We start from the raw sequence: 15646 nt of genomic DNA, 5'->3' as shown, positions 1-15646 counted from the left end.
CGCACACCGATCCTTCGGACAAGCCACATCCCGGACCCGCCCTCAAGGCTAACCCCACCTCCTCACCGACGTCTTGACATAGAGGGGAGCCATGAGCGGATGTGCGTCACGACGTCAGGTAGAACAAACCCCAGCCTCGGCACTCGGCCTCATGAAGCACGGCGCCCCAATCCTGCAGCAACGCAAGCACATGCTTGACATCACCGAACCAGCGATCTTCGGTGAGCTGGGCGGCGATGGCTGGCCCCAGCACACCCATCCGATCCGAGCACTCGCGCCACAGCCGGGCGAGTCTGCGGACTTCGCTCGGTGGAAAACAGTTCATCAGCTCGGCCTGCGGGGGCAACAGCTCCGATAGATCGACTCGTGCAGGAGGTTCGTCGAGCAGCAGTCGACCGATGAACTGATCGAACATGGCCACGACATCCGCTGGCGCGTCGGGCCGTTCACGCGTGTGTTCCCATAGTTCGCCCAGGAAGAAGTGGGGTTTGTACGAGCCTGTCGAGCCCAATCCACGGAATGTGCATTCGGCGTACCAGGGGTCAGCGATCAGCGGCCACCGCAGTCGAACATCGTCGGGTTCGTTGTCGTCCCCGTCAGGCAGAAGGTTGAACAGGCGCCAGATACCTTGGATACCGGACACATTCAAGGTCTCGGCTACACGATCCCAGTGCGCGATCGCTGGATAGATATCGACACCCACACCCTGATCCTGTCCTGGATCGGTACCACCTGCCAAATGTACGCCTTCGGGAAATTCCTGCGAGCACCTCGCCGATGCCGGTCTCTAACGCACGCCATTCGGCAGAAGCGGACGTTCTGCGGCGTAAAGGGTTCCAGCTGCCCGCGGGACCCACCACCGCGGCCCCGGACCGCGCGGGTAGCGGCAGTACAGCGCATTCCCGAACGCCGGCGGTGTTCCGAGGCTGTCGGTATGTGAGTGCAGACTTCTCCGCGTGAGTTATGACCTCGACATCTGGGAAGCCGACCGGACACGCAGCGATGCTGACCATTGGTACGAACTGGATCGAATCAATGAAGACCAGAGCGAACGAATTCTCAAGGGAGCGAAGTCCTACCCCCTTCCCCAAGCTCGAAGATCTCGGACTTCACACAAGCCCTGCTACGGCGTTGGCCTGAGGACGAGGAAGATAGTCCTTGGTCATGTGGTGGGGCGGGTGATGCAGACGGCTCGTTCGTTTGTGTTCGTATCCAGTGGGGTCGAGAAGACGAGGTTTCCGCCTTCGTAGCTGGCCTGGCGAAGGTTTACGGCCTGGTCTGTCACGACCGCCAGACAGGCCGCTTTCGCCCCTAGGTGCGAGTGGAGCATCATCACCTTCAAGGTCGGGAATCGACACACCGCGAGGCACGATCATCGGCATGAGCGGGCACTGAAACGGCCCGAGTTCACCTCGGGCCGTTGATCTTCGGGACGGCCACGGCTGCTCGACGTGGTGCGCGCTATGCGGACATCCGGATCAGCGACGGCTGTCAACACACTTGTCAGCGTGTTACCTGCTACGAAATACCCTGCCCTGAATCGAAGAGTTGTTCGTTCCGCCGTATTCCTCATAGTAATAGTTCGCCGAAACCACCCGGTTACTGCCGGACTCACACTTCGGATCACGCAGACGAGTAAACGCGGACAGGTTGCCTGTACCAGACTGATGCAGCAGCAATTCGGTTGCCGGCGGACCCGAACTGAATGGCAGCTCGTCTCGGAAAGAAATCGCGGTCGGCGGGGTGATTTCGACGCTGCCCATGCCGTCACGCAGAGTGACCAGGACCCCGAACCTGTTGTCCGGCACAGCCTTCACCGGCAACTGCTGTGTCACGTCGCCCGTATAGACGGCCGCCTGTCCATCGTCCATCCAGTCCGACACTTTCCTGCCGCAGTAGGCATCGGCGACGAGCCCAGCCAGGACACCGGACGGGGCGCCACTGCCCGCCATCAGGGGCGGAATCGTGACCCAGGCACTGACGAGAATGGCAATTACCAGCCCTGCTCCGCCTCGAATCGAAGCGACACGCGTCCGACCGGATCGAGTGCTGTACACGTGCACGATCGCTGCCGTGAACGCTACGGCAACTGCGAAACACGCAGCGCCGAAGCTCGTTTCGAGGCGTCCGGGTAGCTCCGGCTTGAGGTCGGACAAGTACAGCTCGGTTCCCACCCACTGAGCGAAAAGACTGGCAACAATTCCACCCGCGATGGTGCCGCCAGGAGCGAAGGGGTATGGCAACAGCCCGAAAAGGCCAGTGACGAACAGCAGCGGGCTGATCACAAACAGGAACGGCCAATAGACCGTGGGGTTGGCGGCGAAGCGGTCACCCGCTTCGAGATCTACTCCCGACCTCGAGAACAGTCCGAGCCCGATCGCCAGCCACGCTACAGCCAGGGCGCCGACAGCAATGACCTGCAATATGTACGCGAGACGGTTCAAGCGATTCCACGATGTACCACGAGCAGACACGCGGCCACTCTATCGGCCAATTGTGCCCGATCCGGTGACAAAGTGTGGAGAAATCATGGTGACTCCGAAGTCGCGGAGCCCCAACCTGTTCGGAGGACATCGCGGGTACAAGCAGGATCGGCGGCAATTCAGATACGCCCAGCGCTGGCCAATAGCCTCACCAATGGCGCATGCCCGATGTCGCAGGCGGCACAACGAAGGCAGGCCGTTCGGGTCGCAGCCGGTCTCGCCGCCCGCTAGGCAGCTGACAACGGCTCTAACCGTCCACCATTCGGCAGAAGCGGACGTCGTGCACGGCACCGGGTCCCCGCCGCCGGCGCCCCGCGCTGGCCGGTTCGGTCAGCGCGGTATCGGCATTACCGGATGTCCCGAGCTGCGGCGCGTCCGTATTGTTCAGGCGCGTGCCCAGCGGCTATCCCAGGACGTGTCCCACGGGGTTTCACTCGTCGTCGGGAGGTCATGGTTGCGCATCGCGTGAAAGCTGTTCGCCAGCGGGAAGGTAGATCGGCTCCGGGCGGATTCCGGTCACGTAGTCGCGGAAGGCTCGCAGATACTCGCCTAGTTCCCGCTCGTCGGCGAACCTGATTCCGGTCGGGTCGAACCATTCCTGCGGTGTCGGGCGTCGCACGATCATGTAGTCCAGGGCTTCGCGCACCAGCACCACGTAGGTCGGATCCCTGACGCACCTATCACGCACCTGCGGGGCGTAATATCGCATTCTGCCGTCGCGGTGAACGTCCATCAGCGGCCACCACAGGGCATCGAAATGCGGGATTTCGTCCCACCACATGGAGCGCAGGGGCTCTTCGGTCCGCGTTCGGCGGCGTGATGGCGGAACTGATGTCGGGTAGTCGCCGGATACGCCTCTGCTGTCGATGGCGCGGATCGGTCCGGTTCTGAGGTTCACCGGCGGGTACCACACGCCGCGCCACACCGGGACTCCGAGATGGCCAGGATTCAGCGGCAGCGGCGCGGCCAGTGAGATGTCGACCGTGATTCGACGCACGGGTGGCAACGGTCCATCGGTCACCAGATCTGCCACCATCGACAAACAGTCCCGCACGTCGAATCCGGTCACACCGATAGCTCTTCCGAACCATGGGGCAGGGCAGTCCCGCACGTCGAATTCGATCCAGAACCGTCGCACCATCGACATATGCGCGCGCTCCTCCTCGATCTACCGCCGAGTGCGCAGCCGAGGGTGGACGGCGTCGTGCCCGTGTCGCGGTCCACCTCGACGATCGCCAGGATATCACCCGCACGATACCAACGTTCGTTCGGCAACCACCACTTGATAATCGGCAGTAGCGGATGTCTCTGCGCCACAGCCGGTTCGAACTGGCCGCCCGCTCCGCGCTGGCCGGTTCGGTCAGCGCGGGATGCGGCCTTATCGTGCGTTCGTGGAGCGTGTCTCCGATCTTCGAACTAGGAGGCACCGACGATGAGCATGTCCATCCACTGGCAGCTGGAAGACTTCGGATGGGCGAATGTTCGCGTGTCCGACAAGAACATGGAGGCAACCGCGGTCGCCTCCTACGTCACTGGTGCACCGCAATACCTCCTGCGAGCAGTCACCGACATCGTGCGTGGCGCTCCCGAGGCCCGCGCCGAGTTCGAGGCCGAGCCGACCGTCTACCGGTGGCTGTTTCATCGCCAGGGCAATGAGATCGACATCCGGCTGCTCGAAGTGGCCAACTACGATCTGCCCGACTCGTCAGGAATCCAACGCTGGCGCAGCTGTCAAACCGTCTGGGCGCTCGCCGCCTCGGTGTGTATCTGCTTCCGCGACGTCCTGCGACACTACGGTTTTCAGGGATACCTGGACCAATGGGGTCGTCCCTTCCCGCGGAATGAACTCGAGGCTCTGATCAGCGCAACCCGTCAGCTGGCACAGCCCCCTGCCGATTCCGATTAACCTCGCGCTGGAGCCGCCATCGCCACGTGTTCCCCTGTCCTGTGTGTCCAGCCCGCCGTTCTGATAAGACCACGCTCAGCCGGTGCTGGCGCGCGGGAAGCGCCATGAGCGCGCACAGCTGGCAGCTATACGGCGACCTGCCCGTTGATCTTCAGCTGCCTGCACGAGCCGGTTCGGTGAGCGCGGGGTGCGGTATGAGAGGGAGTGTGGATGGAATCAGTTGATCCAGAAGAAGATGGTGTCCGGGTTGTACCAGTCGAGCTCTTCTTCCTGACTACGCACCCATTCGTCATGCCCGAATTCGAGTCCCTTCGTCAAGACCTCGAGATCGTCGACGAAACCCTTGTCGATCTGGTCGATTACCGCCCGATAGGCATCGGCAACGTCCTTCGCTCGAGACAACGACAGGTGGCCAACTTCCGGATACCCCTCCAGCGAGCCTGGTATGCGGAACGGAATCTCGATGGGTGGCCCAGCGAACAGGTACCGGAAGGGCCGTAGTTCTTGGGGTACACCGCAACGTCCCAGCTCGTCGTCCAATTCGCTGAAGTAGACAATGGGATTGCGGAAGCACCCGACCTCCACGGGATCGGAACTGTTCCAGGCGATGATGAGTTGGAGCGCCGTGTTGTACGCACAGCCCGCCCATTCGCCCGCAGCGTCAGCCCGACCCTCGATGAGGTGGTCGAGGGCGTCGGGGATGGACAGATCCCAGAAGATGTCAAGGAAATCGAGATCGTCCTGGTAGACGACGGCGCGCTCCCTCATGATGCCGAGGAGGCGGAGTTGTTCTTCATCGAACGACGTTGCGCCCAGGAACGATAGAACATCGTTCCTGGTGGCAATGCGCAACTCGACACAGTGGCTACCCATGCACCAATGATCGCAACGGACTCTGACAACGACGCAGGACGATGCTCGGTCATCGGCATGTGCGGACATTAGTCCGCCTCGGATCGCCACGGCCGATTGCCAGGCGGGCCGAGTCGGCTGGGTTCTCAAAGCTGCCGCTGCCTGGCCCGGGGATGCATCTGCCCGCAGGCTCAGGCGGTACTGCGCTGCGGCCACATCGAACGAGACCACATCGAGGCCCTGAACAATCGCGAGCCGACACCTGCCGAGTCACCGCGGTGACCGCCCTCGCACGCCCGTATGTCACCCGGTCGGACTACCTTCGCAGCCATGAGTCTGGTAGCCGAACATGATGGATTGGGATTCGCGAGACAACGCGATAGCGACCCCGATGCTCGGGAGTTCCTCGAGTACCTCGATAACCAATTGCGCGCCCTCAACGAACTGTTGGCGATCGAGGGACTCCCGGCCTTGACCAAGCCGGCGGTGCCGGGCACGGCGAAGACGCGAGACCGCACAACTGAGATTGGATACTCCTACCTACACCACCTGCGCAGCGCCTACGCGCGAGCCCGCGTGTACCCCGACCAACCTCTGACACTCGTCGAGACCGAGGAGGACCATCGCGTAGCCGACGAAGCCGTCGAGGAACTCGGCTATACCCTTGCCTCGCACCTCATCTGCCACTCTGATTGCGAAGGCTATTACCTCCCAATCGAATTCGATGAACCACTGTACGAGGAAGACCTCGACATAGACGGAGGCCTGGTCGGATCGACCCCGGCTCTACTTCGTGAACTTGTCTACGTCGCACCGTACTTGGACATCAACGTCGTCGACGATGTCCTCTCCGACGCCGAAATCGCACGTATCTACGCCGAACAAGGCGACTACACCGACAATCCTCACCCCTTCTACCGCGAACGCGAGAGCTGGATCCATCTCTTCGAAGTAGCGAGAGTATCGATCGCTAACGGCAGCGTCATGGGCTTCTGTGGCTGACACCAATGAGCCCGCCGCGCGGCCGCTGATCTCGGGAAAGGCCGCGCTGACCGCCTCGGATCGCGCGACCAGCGGCATTACAGCATGCTGCGGCCCCTGCCTCGTCAGGTGTGGAAGAACCCAACTACCCCATAGGCCGCCGACTGCGTCGCAGTCCTGGCCAACTCGATGGCCGTCTCGACGATCTCGAGATCGCCGGGATCAAGCGCGCGGCGCTGCTCTGCAGTTGTGGACTCCCATTGCGCCACCGCCTGAACGCAGTCCTCATGCGACCACTCGCCGTAATACGTCCTCGTCATAAGGTCGTCCCACGGCGTGGAAGGGCGGGGCATTTCGAACTGCTCGAAATTGATCGCATCAATCCTCAGTTGCACGAACCCCCGACTGCTGCACTCCAGCCAATCCCTCCCATAGGGGCCGCCACCCCATGTCGCCAAACACACAGCCTCACAGATGTATTCGTACGCCTCCGCGGCGCGTTCCTCGAGGTCCCCGTCGACCTCCTCGCCGTCCAGAGTCCCCATGATCACGAATTGAAGCGCTTGAGCCAGCGTCCAATCACCGTAATCGAGGTTGTCCTCTGCATCCTCGGCGAGCTCTTCAGCAAACTTCTCTTCGATCAACCGTAGTAGCGCATCGTCTCCAGACCCGATCGCACCGTGTACTCGATCCAGATCAACCACATGCACATTCACAAACCAACCCACGGAGAGGAATCGTAGGACACCTGCCCGACACCCCTATCCGCCCGCCGGTGCCGCCCAGCCGACACGCTCATCGGCAGAAGCGGACGTTCTGCGGCGTAACGGGTCCCGGCCGCCGACGCCCACGGTGGCCGGTTCGGTCAGCGCGCCATGCGGCAGTTCCGGACGGTTCGAAACCCAGAGCTGTGGTCGATCACGATGGGACCGCTCCTGACGCTTACTGTGCTTGCTGGAGTGATAGCGGGGTGCTGATGGGTGTTCCGGAATATTCGCCGTCGGCGCAGGCGTGGCGAGCTGACCAACGCACCGCCGAGGACTTACGGCGACCTGATGCTCCCGGGTTACGACCCGACCGAGAGCCGGACCGCCGAGAACTACATCGAGCAATTCGACAAAGGTGAACGGCCTCCAGGTTTTCAGCTCGAAGACAAGTGACCCGACCAGCGCTCACACGCGCTTACGCTGCCTCGCAGATCGACGGGTTCTGATTAGTTCTCGCCGGTTCGCCGCCGGAGTGTCGATGTCGGTGCGGGGTGATTCCATGTATCCGGCAGCGCGGACGACGGCTGCGCGGATCAGGATGGGATTTGATGGGGCGCAACCTTGTACCGCATGAGGACTCTGCGGTGAAAGCGGATCCCTTGCGGGGCACAACGTTCGAAGCCGTGTTCGCGACGGTGCGCCAGAGCTTCGGTTTCCGGTGGACATGGGCTGAGGATGAGGTCCAACGGCTCATCGCCGCCGGATGGGATCAGATCAGCGAAGGCGAGCTCCGCTACACGTTCAACGCCGCCGAGGGAGACGAGTGCAGCGTTGACGTCTTCGCTGAGGCATACGAACAGTTCGAGGACGAGTACGGGCCGGCGGTGCGCCGGGTGCCAGGGCGAGGCCGGTCGGCTACCTGGGTTCGGGCCAATCTTCTGATGGTGCTGACGTCGCACCAAGTCAGGCTTGTCAAGCCGGTGGGCGGACGTCGACCCGAGGAAACCGACGGAGACAAGCGGGACGACGACGGACCCTATGAGGTCTGCGAGTGCCACTGCCATTGTGAAGCCGAAGACCTCGAGTACTGCCACGACGACGACTGCGGTCCCGACGACGAAGACGACTGCGACGAAGACGACTGCGAAGAGGAAGGCTGCGAGCGGAGGCGCTGCGACGGTTGTCACTGTTGCACCTGTTGGAAGAACTGCGGCTGCGACTTCTACGACACCGATGAGTGCGGTTGCGGCTGCTACGAGTGCACCTGCGACTGCTACAGCGCCATCCTCGACTTGGACAATCAGCCCGGCGACGACGAACCTGTGACGGTGGTGAACCAATGGCCCGCCTTCGTCGCCGGCTTGGCTGAGGTACTGACCCGGCTCGGCAAGGGCGAGCGGATCGACCTGACGGCCCACGGACATCGTTACGCGAGGTTCAACGTTCGGGACCATGGACTCGACTGCGTAATCGCTGGAAACCATAGCGTGCCAAAGGAATACCACCTGAAAACCGATCAAAGCGCATGGTTGATTCAACGTGGTTGGTACCAATATCGCGAATCCGATCGGACCTATAACGTCCCGTTCGCCTCCAACTACGACGAGTACGTCGAAGCGGCCGAGTCCGTCGTCACCGTACTGCACGACTTCCTCGGCATCGCCCATCCCATCGAGCTCGGCATTGAGGCCGCAGCAGCCTGCGGCGCGCCCGACGCACAGCGGCGATGCCGCCTGGAGTTCACCAAATAGCGAGATCGAAGTCTCCGTCCAGAGAGTGGAGGGAGAAGCTGTTCGGCCAGAACGGCGAACTCGTCAGCCGATTGCGATGACCTGGTTCGCGCTGACCGATCCCCACTGCGCTCCATGCCCGCAACTCGGTGTGGACGTTCTGCACTGCACCAGGATCCGGCCGCCGGCGCCCCACGCTGGCCGGTTCGGTCAGCGCGGTATGCGGCAATGCAGCGCGTTTTCCGCAGCGTTGCCGTTGCGAGATTCGGTAGGAAGTTTCGCGTTGCTCCTGACGTAGCTTCACGTCCTAGCGTCTGCGGTACCGCGCGAGGTGCGTCGGTGGAAGTGAGATGGAATCCGATGGTCGAGAGGGGAATCGAGCAGGTGTAGAAGGTCGGTGAGCTCGCGACCGAAGTCGGATTGACGGTGCGGACGTTGCATCATTACGACCGGATCGGCTTGATGTGCGACCGGCCGGGCGCACCGCCGATGTCCAGCGCCTGTATCAGGTTTTGGCCTTGCGGCAGTTGGGTCTGGGATTGGGCCAGATCGCAAACGTGCTCGCGGGTACCGTGGCAATGGCGGTCAGTCGACTCCTACGGTGTCCTTCCCCGCGGACGTGCAGGCTGCCCTGACCGTGATCGGCCGTCGAAACGTCAAGAACGACGGCCCTCGCTCAGTAAATCTCTCCGACACCTGCCTCAACCACGCGAACTTGTATCGTTTGCTCATCTCCATCGGTCAGGTGTTGATCGTGAGCGAGTCGAACTCACCCCGGAAACGTTAGCCAGGACCGGATTCGGAGAGAGATAACATTTTCGGGTCCACCCACAACTATCAATTGTTGTTCTCAATGGCGGCATGCTCGGGCATACGATGATGCTCGAGCACTGATGGCGTGGATGACATGGCCCTTTTCATCCCTGAGCCCAGCCGTGCTGTCGTGCAGTCCGCGTGTGTTCGCTTCTTATGGGAGGAGTTGGTCATGTGCCGCCTGTTCGGACTCTCGGCCGCGCCGCAGCGGGTGCGCGCCACCTTCTGGTTGCTGAAGGCGCCCGACAGCCTGTCCCGGCAAAGTCACCGCGAACCTGACGGCGTGGGCCTGGGTACCTTCACCGCGGCGGGCGCGCCGCTGGTGGAGAAGCAGCCGATCGCTGCCTACGAGGATCGGCTCTTCGCTCAGGAGGCCCGCGAACGCGAATCCGAAACCTTCGTCGCGCATGTCCGCTTCGCCTCCACGGGCGGGCTGAACGTGCGCAATACCCATCCGTTCAAGCAGCACGGACGCCTGTTCGCGCACAACGGGGTGCTGGAGGGGCTCGACGAGCTGGAGCACGAACTCGGCGACTATCGCCGCCTCGTCCACGGCGACACCGACTCCGAGCGCTTCTTCGCCCTGATCACGGCCCGGATCGACCATCATGCGGGCGATGTCACCGCGGGCATCACCGACGCGGTCGCCTGGATCGCCGACCGGCTGCCGCTCTACGCACTCAACCTGATTCTCACCACCGCGACCGAACTGTGGGCCCTGCGCTATCCCGACACCCACGACCTGTATGTCCTCGAGCGTGCCGCCGGTGGCGCACAGGGTGATCAGCGGCTCGACCACACGAGTCATAGGGGCATTCGCGCCAGCAGTGGCGTGCTGACCGACTATCCCGCTGTCGTCATCGCCACCGAACGCATGGACAACGACCCCGGATGGCGGCTCCTCGCCTCCGGTGAACTGCTCCATGTCACCGGGCATCTGCACGTGCGGTCCAGCATTATTCGGGATTCCCCGCCCCGCCACCTGCTTTCGCTCGCCGACCTGGACGAGACCGCCGCTGCCTCCCAGACCGCACACTGACGATCGCCGCTGCGGCGTGGTCCGGTCGGTCACTGCCGGCCGCTCCGGACCGACCCGCAAGTGGCATGAGCGGATGCTGGATAGGCTGGCCGTGTACCGGGCTGAGAGGGTTGGGTTCGATTCAGGCGAGGGGGCATCTGTTGACCAAACAGGCAGTCGGAGAGAATCTTTCTCCGACCGAAACAGACGCGGCGCCGACAGCTCGGTCATTGCGCAAGCAGCGAATCATCTGGGCGATCGCCGTTCTCGCGCTGTTCGGGACGGGATCCGCCATGCTGGGTGTGGACCTGGACCGCTACTATCGGCTCGATCACCTGCAACCATGGTCCACACTCGCGTGCTGGACAGCCGCGTTCGTCCTCCTGGTCACCTTCGCGCATCGGCTAGCTCGCAACCACACCATGCTGTGGGTCGTCTGTGCCACCCTGCTCGGCATCCCGACCTTCCCCCTCTGGCTGATTTCGCTGCTTGCAGCTTCCTCGCGACCCAGCGACGACTTCACCCGAATCGTGCAGGCCCAGACCAGTCCCGACGGCCGTATACAGGCCGTCACCGAAACCTTCTACAACCTGATCGACCCCTCCTGCCGAGTCTGGCTCCGTGAACCCGATGGCCTGTTCGCCCGCCGTGTCCTGCTGTGGCTGAAGACCGAATCCGGCTGCCCTCACATCCGGTTCCTCGACAACACCACGATCAGCATCGACCAGCGCGACGGCCAACCACCCCTGACCACCACCTTCGATCCGGACCGCATGCGGGTGGCCGAGTCCTTCGTGCCATAGCCCCGACCGTCGTCGGACCCACCCACACAAGCACTTTCACTGCCGGGGCGTGGTCGCAGAGATCTCCGTGCCACGCCCATTCGGTGCCGCAATTCTCGAGGCAGCGGCTTTCACGGCCGCCGGAGCGCATCAGAGCGCCACCGTCCGGGAATGCCGCCACGGTGTACTACAGCGGCGGCATCCACCCCGTCTGATCGCTCAGCTGAACGGTGCAGCGTCGACGGCGCAACCGGTTCCGGTCGGCGGCAGTTCGGTGCTGAACAGGTAGTCGCGTTTGACGCGCTCGGCGCAGGTGCTGGCCACATACATGCTGCTGTGGCCCATGCCCTCGATCGTCACGACCTGCGCCCGCGCCAGCTGAGCGGCTCCGGTGACCGCGCCCTGCAAAGGCGTCGCCGGATCGAATCTGCTGTTCAGCACCAGGATCGGTGCGGCGGTGCGGCGATTCCACGGGCCGGTGTAGCGGTCGGCGTCACGAGCCTGCCAGAACGCGCACGCCATCATGTCGAAGACGCCGATCCGGCCGAAGTACGGAACCCGCACATCCTCGGTGATCGCGGTGCGGCTGTAGATGCCGAGATCGGTGGGGACGGCGCTGTCCACGCACTGGGTCGTGTAGAAGGCCTCGGTGCGATTGCCGGTATAGGACTCTCGATCTGCGATGGGCACAACGCCCGGCCACGAGGTGCCCGCGTCGAACAGCGTCTGCAACAGCGTCGCGAGCTGCGGATAGGTGTCCGGGCGCGAAAGGTTCGCCGCCGCATTGACTATCGACGAATAGGTGAAGATCTCTCCCGCCATCCGAATCGGCGCCAGCCGCGCCCGCTCCGCGAGCACCGGCCACTTCAGTGCGGGATCACCGGCCGAGAACGCACACTTCGGACCCGCCGCGGCGCAATCGCGCAGGAACGCATCGAATGTCGCGGCGATACCCGCGGCCACATTCTGGCGGGTATCCACCGGAACCGTATCGCCCTGTCCGCCACGGCCGTTCACACTGCCGTCGAAATCCATCGACCCGTCGAACACCATGGCCCGAACCCGGCCGGGAAACATATTGGCGTAGGTCGCGCCGACCAGGGTCCCGTAGGAAATACCGTGATAGGTCAGCTGCGCGTCACCGACCGCGCGCCGCAGCAGCTCCAGATCCCGCGCGGTATTGGCGGTTGAGGCGTGGTCGAGAACCGGCCCGGCCAGCGCGCGGCAGCGGTCGGCCAACTCCCGGTTCCGGCCATAGAAATCCGCCTCCCCGGCCTGGTCACCCGGCATGTCCGGGAAGGATCCGAGAAACGCGAGCTGCTCGGTGGTGTTCGGAAAGCACCGGGCCGCCGCACTCCGCGCCACCCCGCGCGGATCCCACGACACGATATCGAACCGCTCTCGCAGCTCCGCCGAGAACAACCACGGCCACCGCGCCCGCTCCCGCAGTCGATCCACGCCCGACGGCCCCGGCCCACCGAAGTTGACGAACAGCGTCCCGATCCTGCTACCGGGATCGGTGGCAGGCAGTTTGATCACCGCCAGCTCGATCCGATCCTCCTGCGGCCGGTGATAGTCCAACGGCACCGCAGCAGTCGAACACTCGAACCCCTCGGCACAGTCCACCCATTGCAGCACAGGCGCTACGGCTGCCTCCGCGAGCGAATCCTCATAGGGATCCGCCCCCTCGGCCGCCGGCACCCCCACCAACCCCGCGAACACCACCGTGCAGGCCACAACCCGAAGGCGCCGAAGTCCACTGCGCCCCAAACCCAAACCCACTGACGACACCTTCCGAACACCGACAAGCCAACGCCCGCCCCACCCTGCCATACAACCGGATCCACCCGCCCGGATTACCCACAGCACAGCGTGTGAGCCGAAACTCCATGGCAGATAACCGAATCCGATGGTGCGGTCGGAGGGCAGGCCGGGCAGCCGCAAACCACCCCGGTTCAGGCCGCGCTCATCTCGGCATGATGGTGCGTTCGGCCGACCTTGGTGAACCTCTGCCCGCCGCCTCGTAAGCTGCCCAACCGTGGACTACCTCGGCTCGATTCGAAATCCCTTGCACGATGGGTTGTTCCTGCTGCTGTGTGATTCACAGGCACGTTACGGCGGCTGGGACGTTCACGGCGCGGAACTGGCCTGCGAAGGCAGCACCTCGTTGACACTCGACGGAATGCGTGCGTACGTCGAAGAAGCCCACGGTGGCGGCCAGTACGAGATCCATCGCGGTGCGGACGCAACCCTGTGGATATCGCCACCTGCCGAACCGGGTGTCGGCCCGATCCCCGCCGCGGCCCTAATACGCGAGCCACGCATCAGAACAACTCAAATAGGGCTCATCGATCTACCGAGCGGAACCCTGGTGGTGGCCCTCGCATATCCCCCACTCAACATGACCACCGACGGCGACTATGCGGGCATCACCCACGAGGACGGTGAACGTCTCGACGTCGTGTTCGGGACCGGCGCCGCGGCGATCACGCGTGAGCACACCGCTACCGGACAGGTGCTGGCCTTGCGCGCGGCACCCAAACCCAACGCCTGAACGTCGGTCACCTCGCCGCCGCAATCGCCGAACACACCCGAAATGGATTCTGCCCACTGCCTTTCAAGACCAGTCCTATCAGTGCGGTATGCGGCAATAGCGTGCGTTCGATCTGGCTCGAACTGGAACTGTCCCCCCTTAGGCGGTCAGCCCATGCCTCGATCTGTCTGCGAGGCAGCAACGTGACAGCGCGGGTCATGGCCGGTTGCCATCCGAAACAAGTTACGAATCACGGGTTTTTGTGGCTGGTGTGTGCCGCGACTACACGGTGGAACAGGGTTTGAATGGCTGGGGTGAGGTCGCTGTGGGTGTTGTGGTGACAGGGGCCTGCGTAGGCGTGTGTGAGAAAGTCGGCGGTCAATTCAGGGTCGGGGACGTCGAATTCGCCTGCAGTGTGGCCGTTACGGAGGATCGTGATCAGCAGGTCCCGTGCCGCCGTGAGGGGTTCTTCGCCCGCGGGGCCCAGTTCATGAAACAAGCGGTGGTAGAGCTCGCGGTGTTGCTGTTCGGCGGTGACCCAGGCGGCGACGAGTCCGTCGAGGCGTTGGGTCCAGGTCAGGTCTGCGCGGTCCAGCAGGGCTGCCGGTGTCTCGAGTATGTGTTCCCACATTCGCGCCTGGAGCGCGGCGAGCATTTCCTGTTTGGAGTCGAAATACAGGTAGACCGTGCCTTTGGCAACTCCGGCGCGAGTGGCGACCTTGCTTACGGTGAGCGCCTCGTAGCCGTCTTCGAGTAGCAGGCCGGCGACAGCATCGAGGATTTGGCGACGGCGCACGTCCGGGGGCTGGTAACGGCCCGCAGGCTGAACGGGGGTGTGCGCTGACACAGGGTCGCTCCTGACTTGGGACGGCTGACCGACGGTCGGTCAGCGACGCGGTTCCAGCGTGCCGCATCGCCTGATCGGAAGCGAACACGACCAGGTCGGGGCTGGTCATGTCGTGAGTATCGCCGCGCGCTGGGCGGCGACCGACATCGAGCAACGCCGCCGTGGCCGCGTGTGCGCCGGGTGTGGGATGGGTCTCGGTGTCTCCGGGTGGGAACAGAACCGCCCGAATGACCGTTGGTCAGTGGTATGACCGATGGTCAGTCGACCGTCGAACTCTGAGCTGAGAGGCCAGAATGACCCCGCACGCCTTCACCGACTACATCGCACACATCGGCGACCGCACTCCGCTCTACACCGCAGTTGCCGAGTACACCGGCGCCCGCCGCGTGATCTATCCCGGCAGCTACCTCGATCTGGCCCCGTCCTATGTCTGGGACGACGTCACCTATCTGGACTCCGACCACCGTGCACAACGAGCCTTCACCCGGACACACGCCATCGAAGCGGCCCGCGCCCGCAAACGCTACAGCGGAGAACCCCGCATCAACTTCCACCCCGGCGACTACACCCAAACTCTGCGCGAACTACCCACAGCCGCATGGGATCTAGCCATCTCACTCTATGCAGGACCCATCTCCGAGCACGTCAAAGAACTCCTGCGGCCACACGGATGGCTACTGGCCAACAACAGCCACGCGGACGCCGGACTCGCCCACCTCGACCCCGACTACCAACTGGCCGCCGCCATCCAGCACCGCAACTCGCGCTACACCCTCACCACCACCGACCTGGACCGGTACCTGCAACCACGCCGCCCACCCCATCCGACCCGCGACCAACTCCATGCCATCGGCCGCGGCATCGCATACACCCACCCCGCGGCCGCGTACCTCTTCCGATACCGAACAGCTCCGCCGCAGGATCAGCCAAGCAGACATGCGCGTTGAAGGCAGGGTCCTCAACTTCATTACGGTGCGTTGGCCAGGCAGCTGGA

Annotated in this window: 15 protein-coding genes; 8 read left to right on the top strand and 7 right to left on the bottom strand. The window is 63.4% G+C overall.

What is annotated here, in order from left to right; genetic code table 11:
* Positions 1–106: 106 nt before the first annotated feature.
* The 3 genes from ACFYTS_RS07435 to ACFYTS_RS07425 all read right to left on the bottom strand — a co-directional run bounded on the left by ACFYTS_RS07435 (position 107) and on the right by ACFYTS_RS07425 (position 3408).
* A complete protein-coding gene (locus ACFYTS_RS07435) occupies positions 107–703 on the bottom strand; it encodes a hypothetical protein (RefSeq protein ID WP_387302043.1) in 597 nt (198 codons plus the stop codon).
* An 808-nt stretch (positions 704–1511) separates the two neighbouring features.
* Positions 1512–2474: a hypothetical protein gene (locus ACFYTS_RS07430; protein ID WP_387302041.1), complete on the bottom strand. Its 963-nt coding sequence runs from the start codon at positions 2472–2474 to the stop codon at positions 1512–1514.
* Positions 2475–2931: 457 nt separating this feature from the next.
* Positions 2932–3408: a hypothetical protein gene (locus ACFYTS_RS07425; RefSeq protein WP_387302039.1), complete on the bottom strand. Its 477-nt coding sequence runs from the start codon at positions 3406–3408 to the stop codon at positions 2932–2934.
* 507 nt (positions 3409–3915) lie between these two features.
* Between ACFYTS_RS07425 and ACFYTS_RS07420 the strand changes: the two genes are divergently transcribed.
* Entirely contained in the window at positions 3916–4389 is a 474-nt protein-coding gene (locus ACFYTS_RS07420) for a hypothetical protein (protein ID WP_387302037.1), read from the top strand.
* A 216-nt stretch (positions 4390–4605) separates the two neighbouring features.
* Here the strand turns inward: ACFYTS_RS07420 and ACFYTS_RS07415 are convergent, their stop codons facing one another.
* On the bottom strand, positions 4606–5241 hold the full coding sequence (locus ACFYTS_RS07415) for a hypothetical protein (protein ID WP_387302035.1): 636 nt from the start codon (positions 5239–5241) through the stop codon (positions 4606–4608).
* Between the two features lie 330 nt (positions 5242–5571).
* Here ACFYTS_RS07415 and ACFYTS_RS07410 point away from each other — a divergent pair, with 330 nt between their 5' ends.
* Entirely contained in the window at positions 5572–6243 is a 672-nt protein-coding gene (locus tag ACFYTS_RS07410; RefSeq protein WP_387302033.1) for a hypothetical protein, read from the top strand.
* A gap of 104 nt (positions 6244–6347) precedes the next feature.
* Here ACFYTS_RS07410 and ACFYTS_RS07405 read toward each other — a convergent pair whose 3' ends face one another.
* Positions 6348–6866: a hypothetical protein gene (locus ACFYTS_RS07405; protein WP_387302031.1), complete on the bottom strand. Its 519-nt coding sequence runs from the start codon at positions 6864–6866 to the stop codon at positions 6348–6350.
* 707 nt (positions 6867–7573) lie between these two features.
* Between ACFYTS_RS07405 and ACFYTS_RS07400 the strand changes: the two genes are divergently transcribed.
* The 4 genes from ACFYTS_RS07400 to ACFYTS_RS07385 all read left to right on the top strand — a co-directional run bounded on the left by ACFYTS_RS07400 (position 7574) and on the right by ACFYTS_RS07385 (position 11293).
* Positions 7574–8680 (top strand): hypothetical protein, encoded by a 1107-nt coding sequence (locus tag ACFYTS_RS07400; RefSeq protein ID WP_387302029.1) that lies wholly within the window; start codon positions 7574–7576, stop codon positions 8678–8680.
* Positions 8681–9079: 399 nt separating this feature from the next.
* On the top strand, positions 9080–9472 hold the full coding sequence (locus ACFYTS_RS07395) for a hypothetical protein (RefSeq protein ID WP_387302027.1): 393 nt from the start codon (positions 9080–9082) through the stop codon (positions 9470–9472).
* 172 nt (positions 9473–9644) lie between these two features.
* On the top strand, positions 9645–10511 hold the full coding sequence (locus ACFYTS_RS07390) for a class II glutamine amidotransferase (protein WP_387302025.1): 867 nt from the start codon (positions 9645–9647) through the stop codon (positions 10509–10511).
* A 209-nt stretch (positions 10512–10720) separates the two neighbouring features.
* Positions 10721–11293, top strand: coding sequence for a hypothetical protein (locus tag ACFYTS_RS07385; RefSeq protein WP_387302023.1), 573 nt, complete (start codon positions 10721–10723; stop codon positions 11291–11293).
* A 198-nt stretch (positions 11294–11491) separates the two neighbouring features.
* Here ACFYTS_RS07385 and ACFYTS_RS07380 read toward each other — a convergent pair whose 3' ends face one another.
* Positions 11492–13216, bottom strand: coding sequence for an alpha/beta fold hydrolase (locus tag ACFYTS_RS07380; protein ID WP_387302021.1), 1725 nt, complete (start codon positions 13214–13216; stop codon positions 11492–11494).
* A 94-nt stretch (positions 13217–13310) separates the two neighbouring features.
* Between ACFYTS_RS07380 and ACFYTS_RS07375 the strand changes: the two genes are divergently transcribed.
* Complete coding sequence (locus ACFYTS_RS07375) at positions 13311–13826, top strand: hypothetical protein (protein WP_387302019.1); 516 nt, start codon at positions 13311–13313, stop codon at positions 13824–13826.
* Between the two features lie 229 nt (positions 13827–14055).
* On the opposite strand, the gene ACFYTS_RS07370 is transcribed toward ACFYTS_RS07375, so the two are convergent.
* Entirely contained in the window at positions 14056–14652 is a 597-nt protein-coding gene (locus tag ACFYTS_RS07370; RefSeq protein WP_387302017.1) for a TetR/AcrR family transcriptional regulator, read from the bottom strand.
* Positions 14653–14945: 293 nt separating this feature from the next.
* Between ACFYTS_RS07370 and ACFYTS_RS07365 the strand changes: the two genes are divergently transcribed.
* Positions 14946–15599: a hypothetical protein gene (locus tag ACFYTS_RS07365; RefSeq protein ID WP_387302015.1), complete on the top strand. Its 654-nt coding sequence runs from the start codon at positions 14946–14948 to the stop codon at positions 15597–15599.
* The last annotated feature ends 47 nt before the right edge of the window (positions 15600–15646 follow it).

The sequence above is a fragment of the Nocardia sp. NPDC004151 genome, assembly GCF_042874235.1.
Classification (GTDB): domain Bacteria; phylum Actinomycetota; class Actinomycetes; order Mycobacteriales; family Mycobacteriaceae; genus Nocardia.
The sequence above is the reverse complement of the archived record's forward strand: the minus strand, read 5'-3'. Positions and strand labels throughout refer to the sequence as shown.

Coding starts and splice junctions, on each gene's coding strand:
- ACFYTS_RS07420 (WP_387302037.1), top strand. CDS start 3,916: ATGAGCATGTCCATCCACTGGCAGCTGGAAGACTTCGGATGGGCGAAT.
- ACFYTS_RS07410 (WP_387302033.1), top strand. CDS start 5,572: ATGAGTCTGGTAGCCGAACATGATGGATTGGGATTCGCGAGACAACGC.
- ACFYTS_RS07390 (WP_387302025.1), top strand. CDS start 9,645: ATGTGCCGCCTGTTCGGACTCTCGGCCGCGCCGCAGCGGGTGCGCGCC.
- ACFYTS_RS07365 (WP_387302015.1), top strand. CDS start 14,946: ATGACCCCGCACGCCTTCACCGACTACATCGCACACATCGGCGACCGC.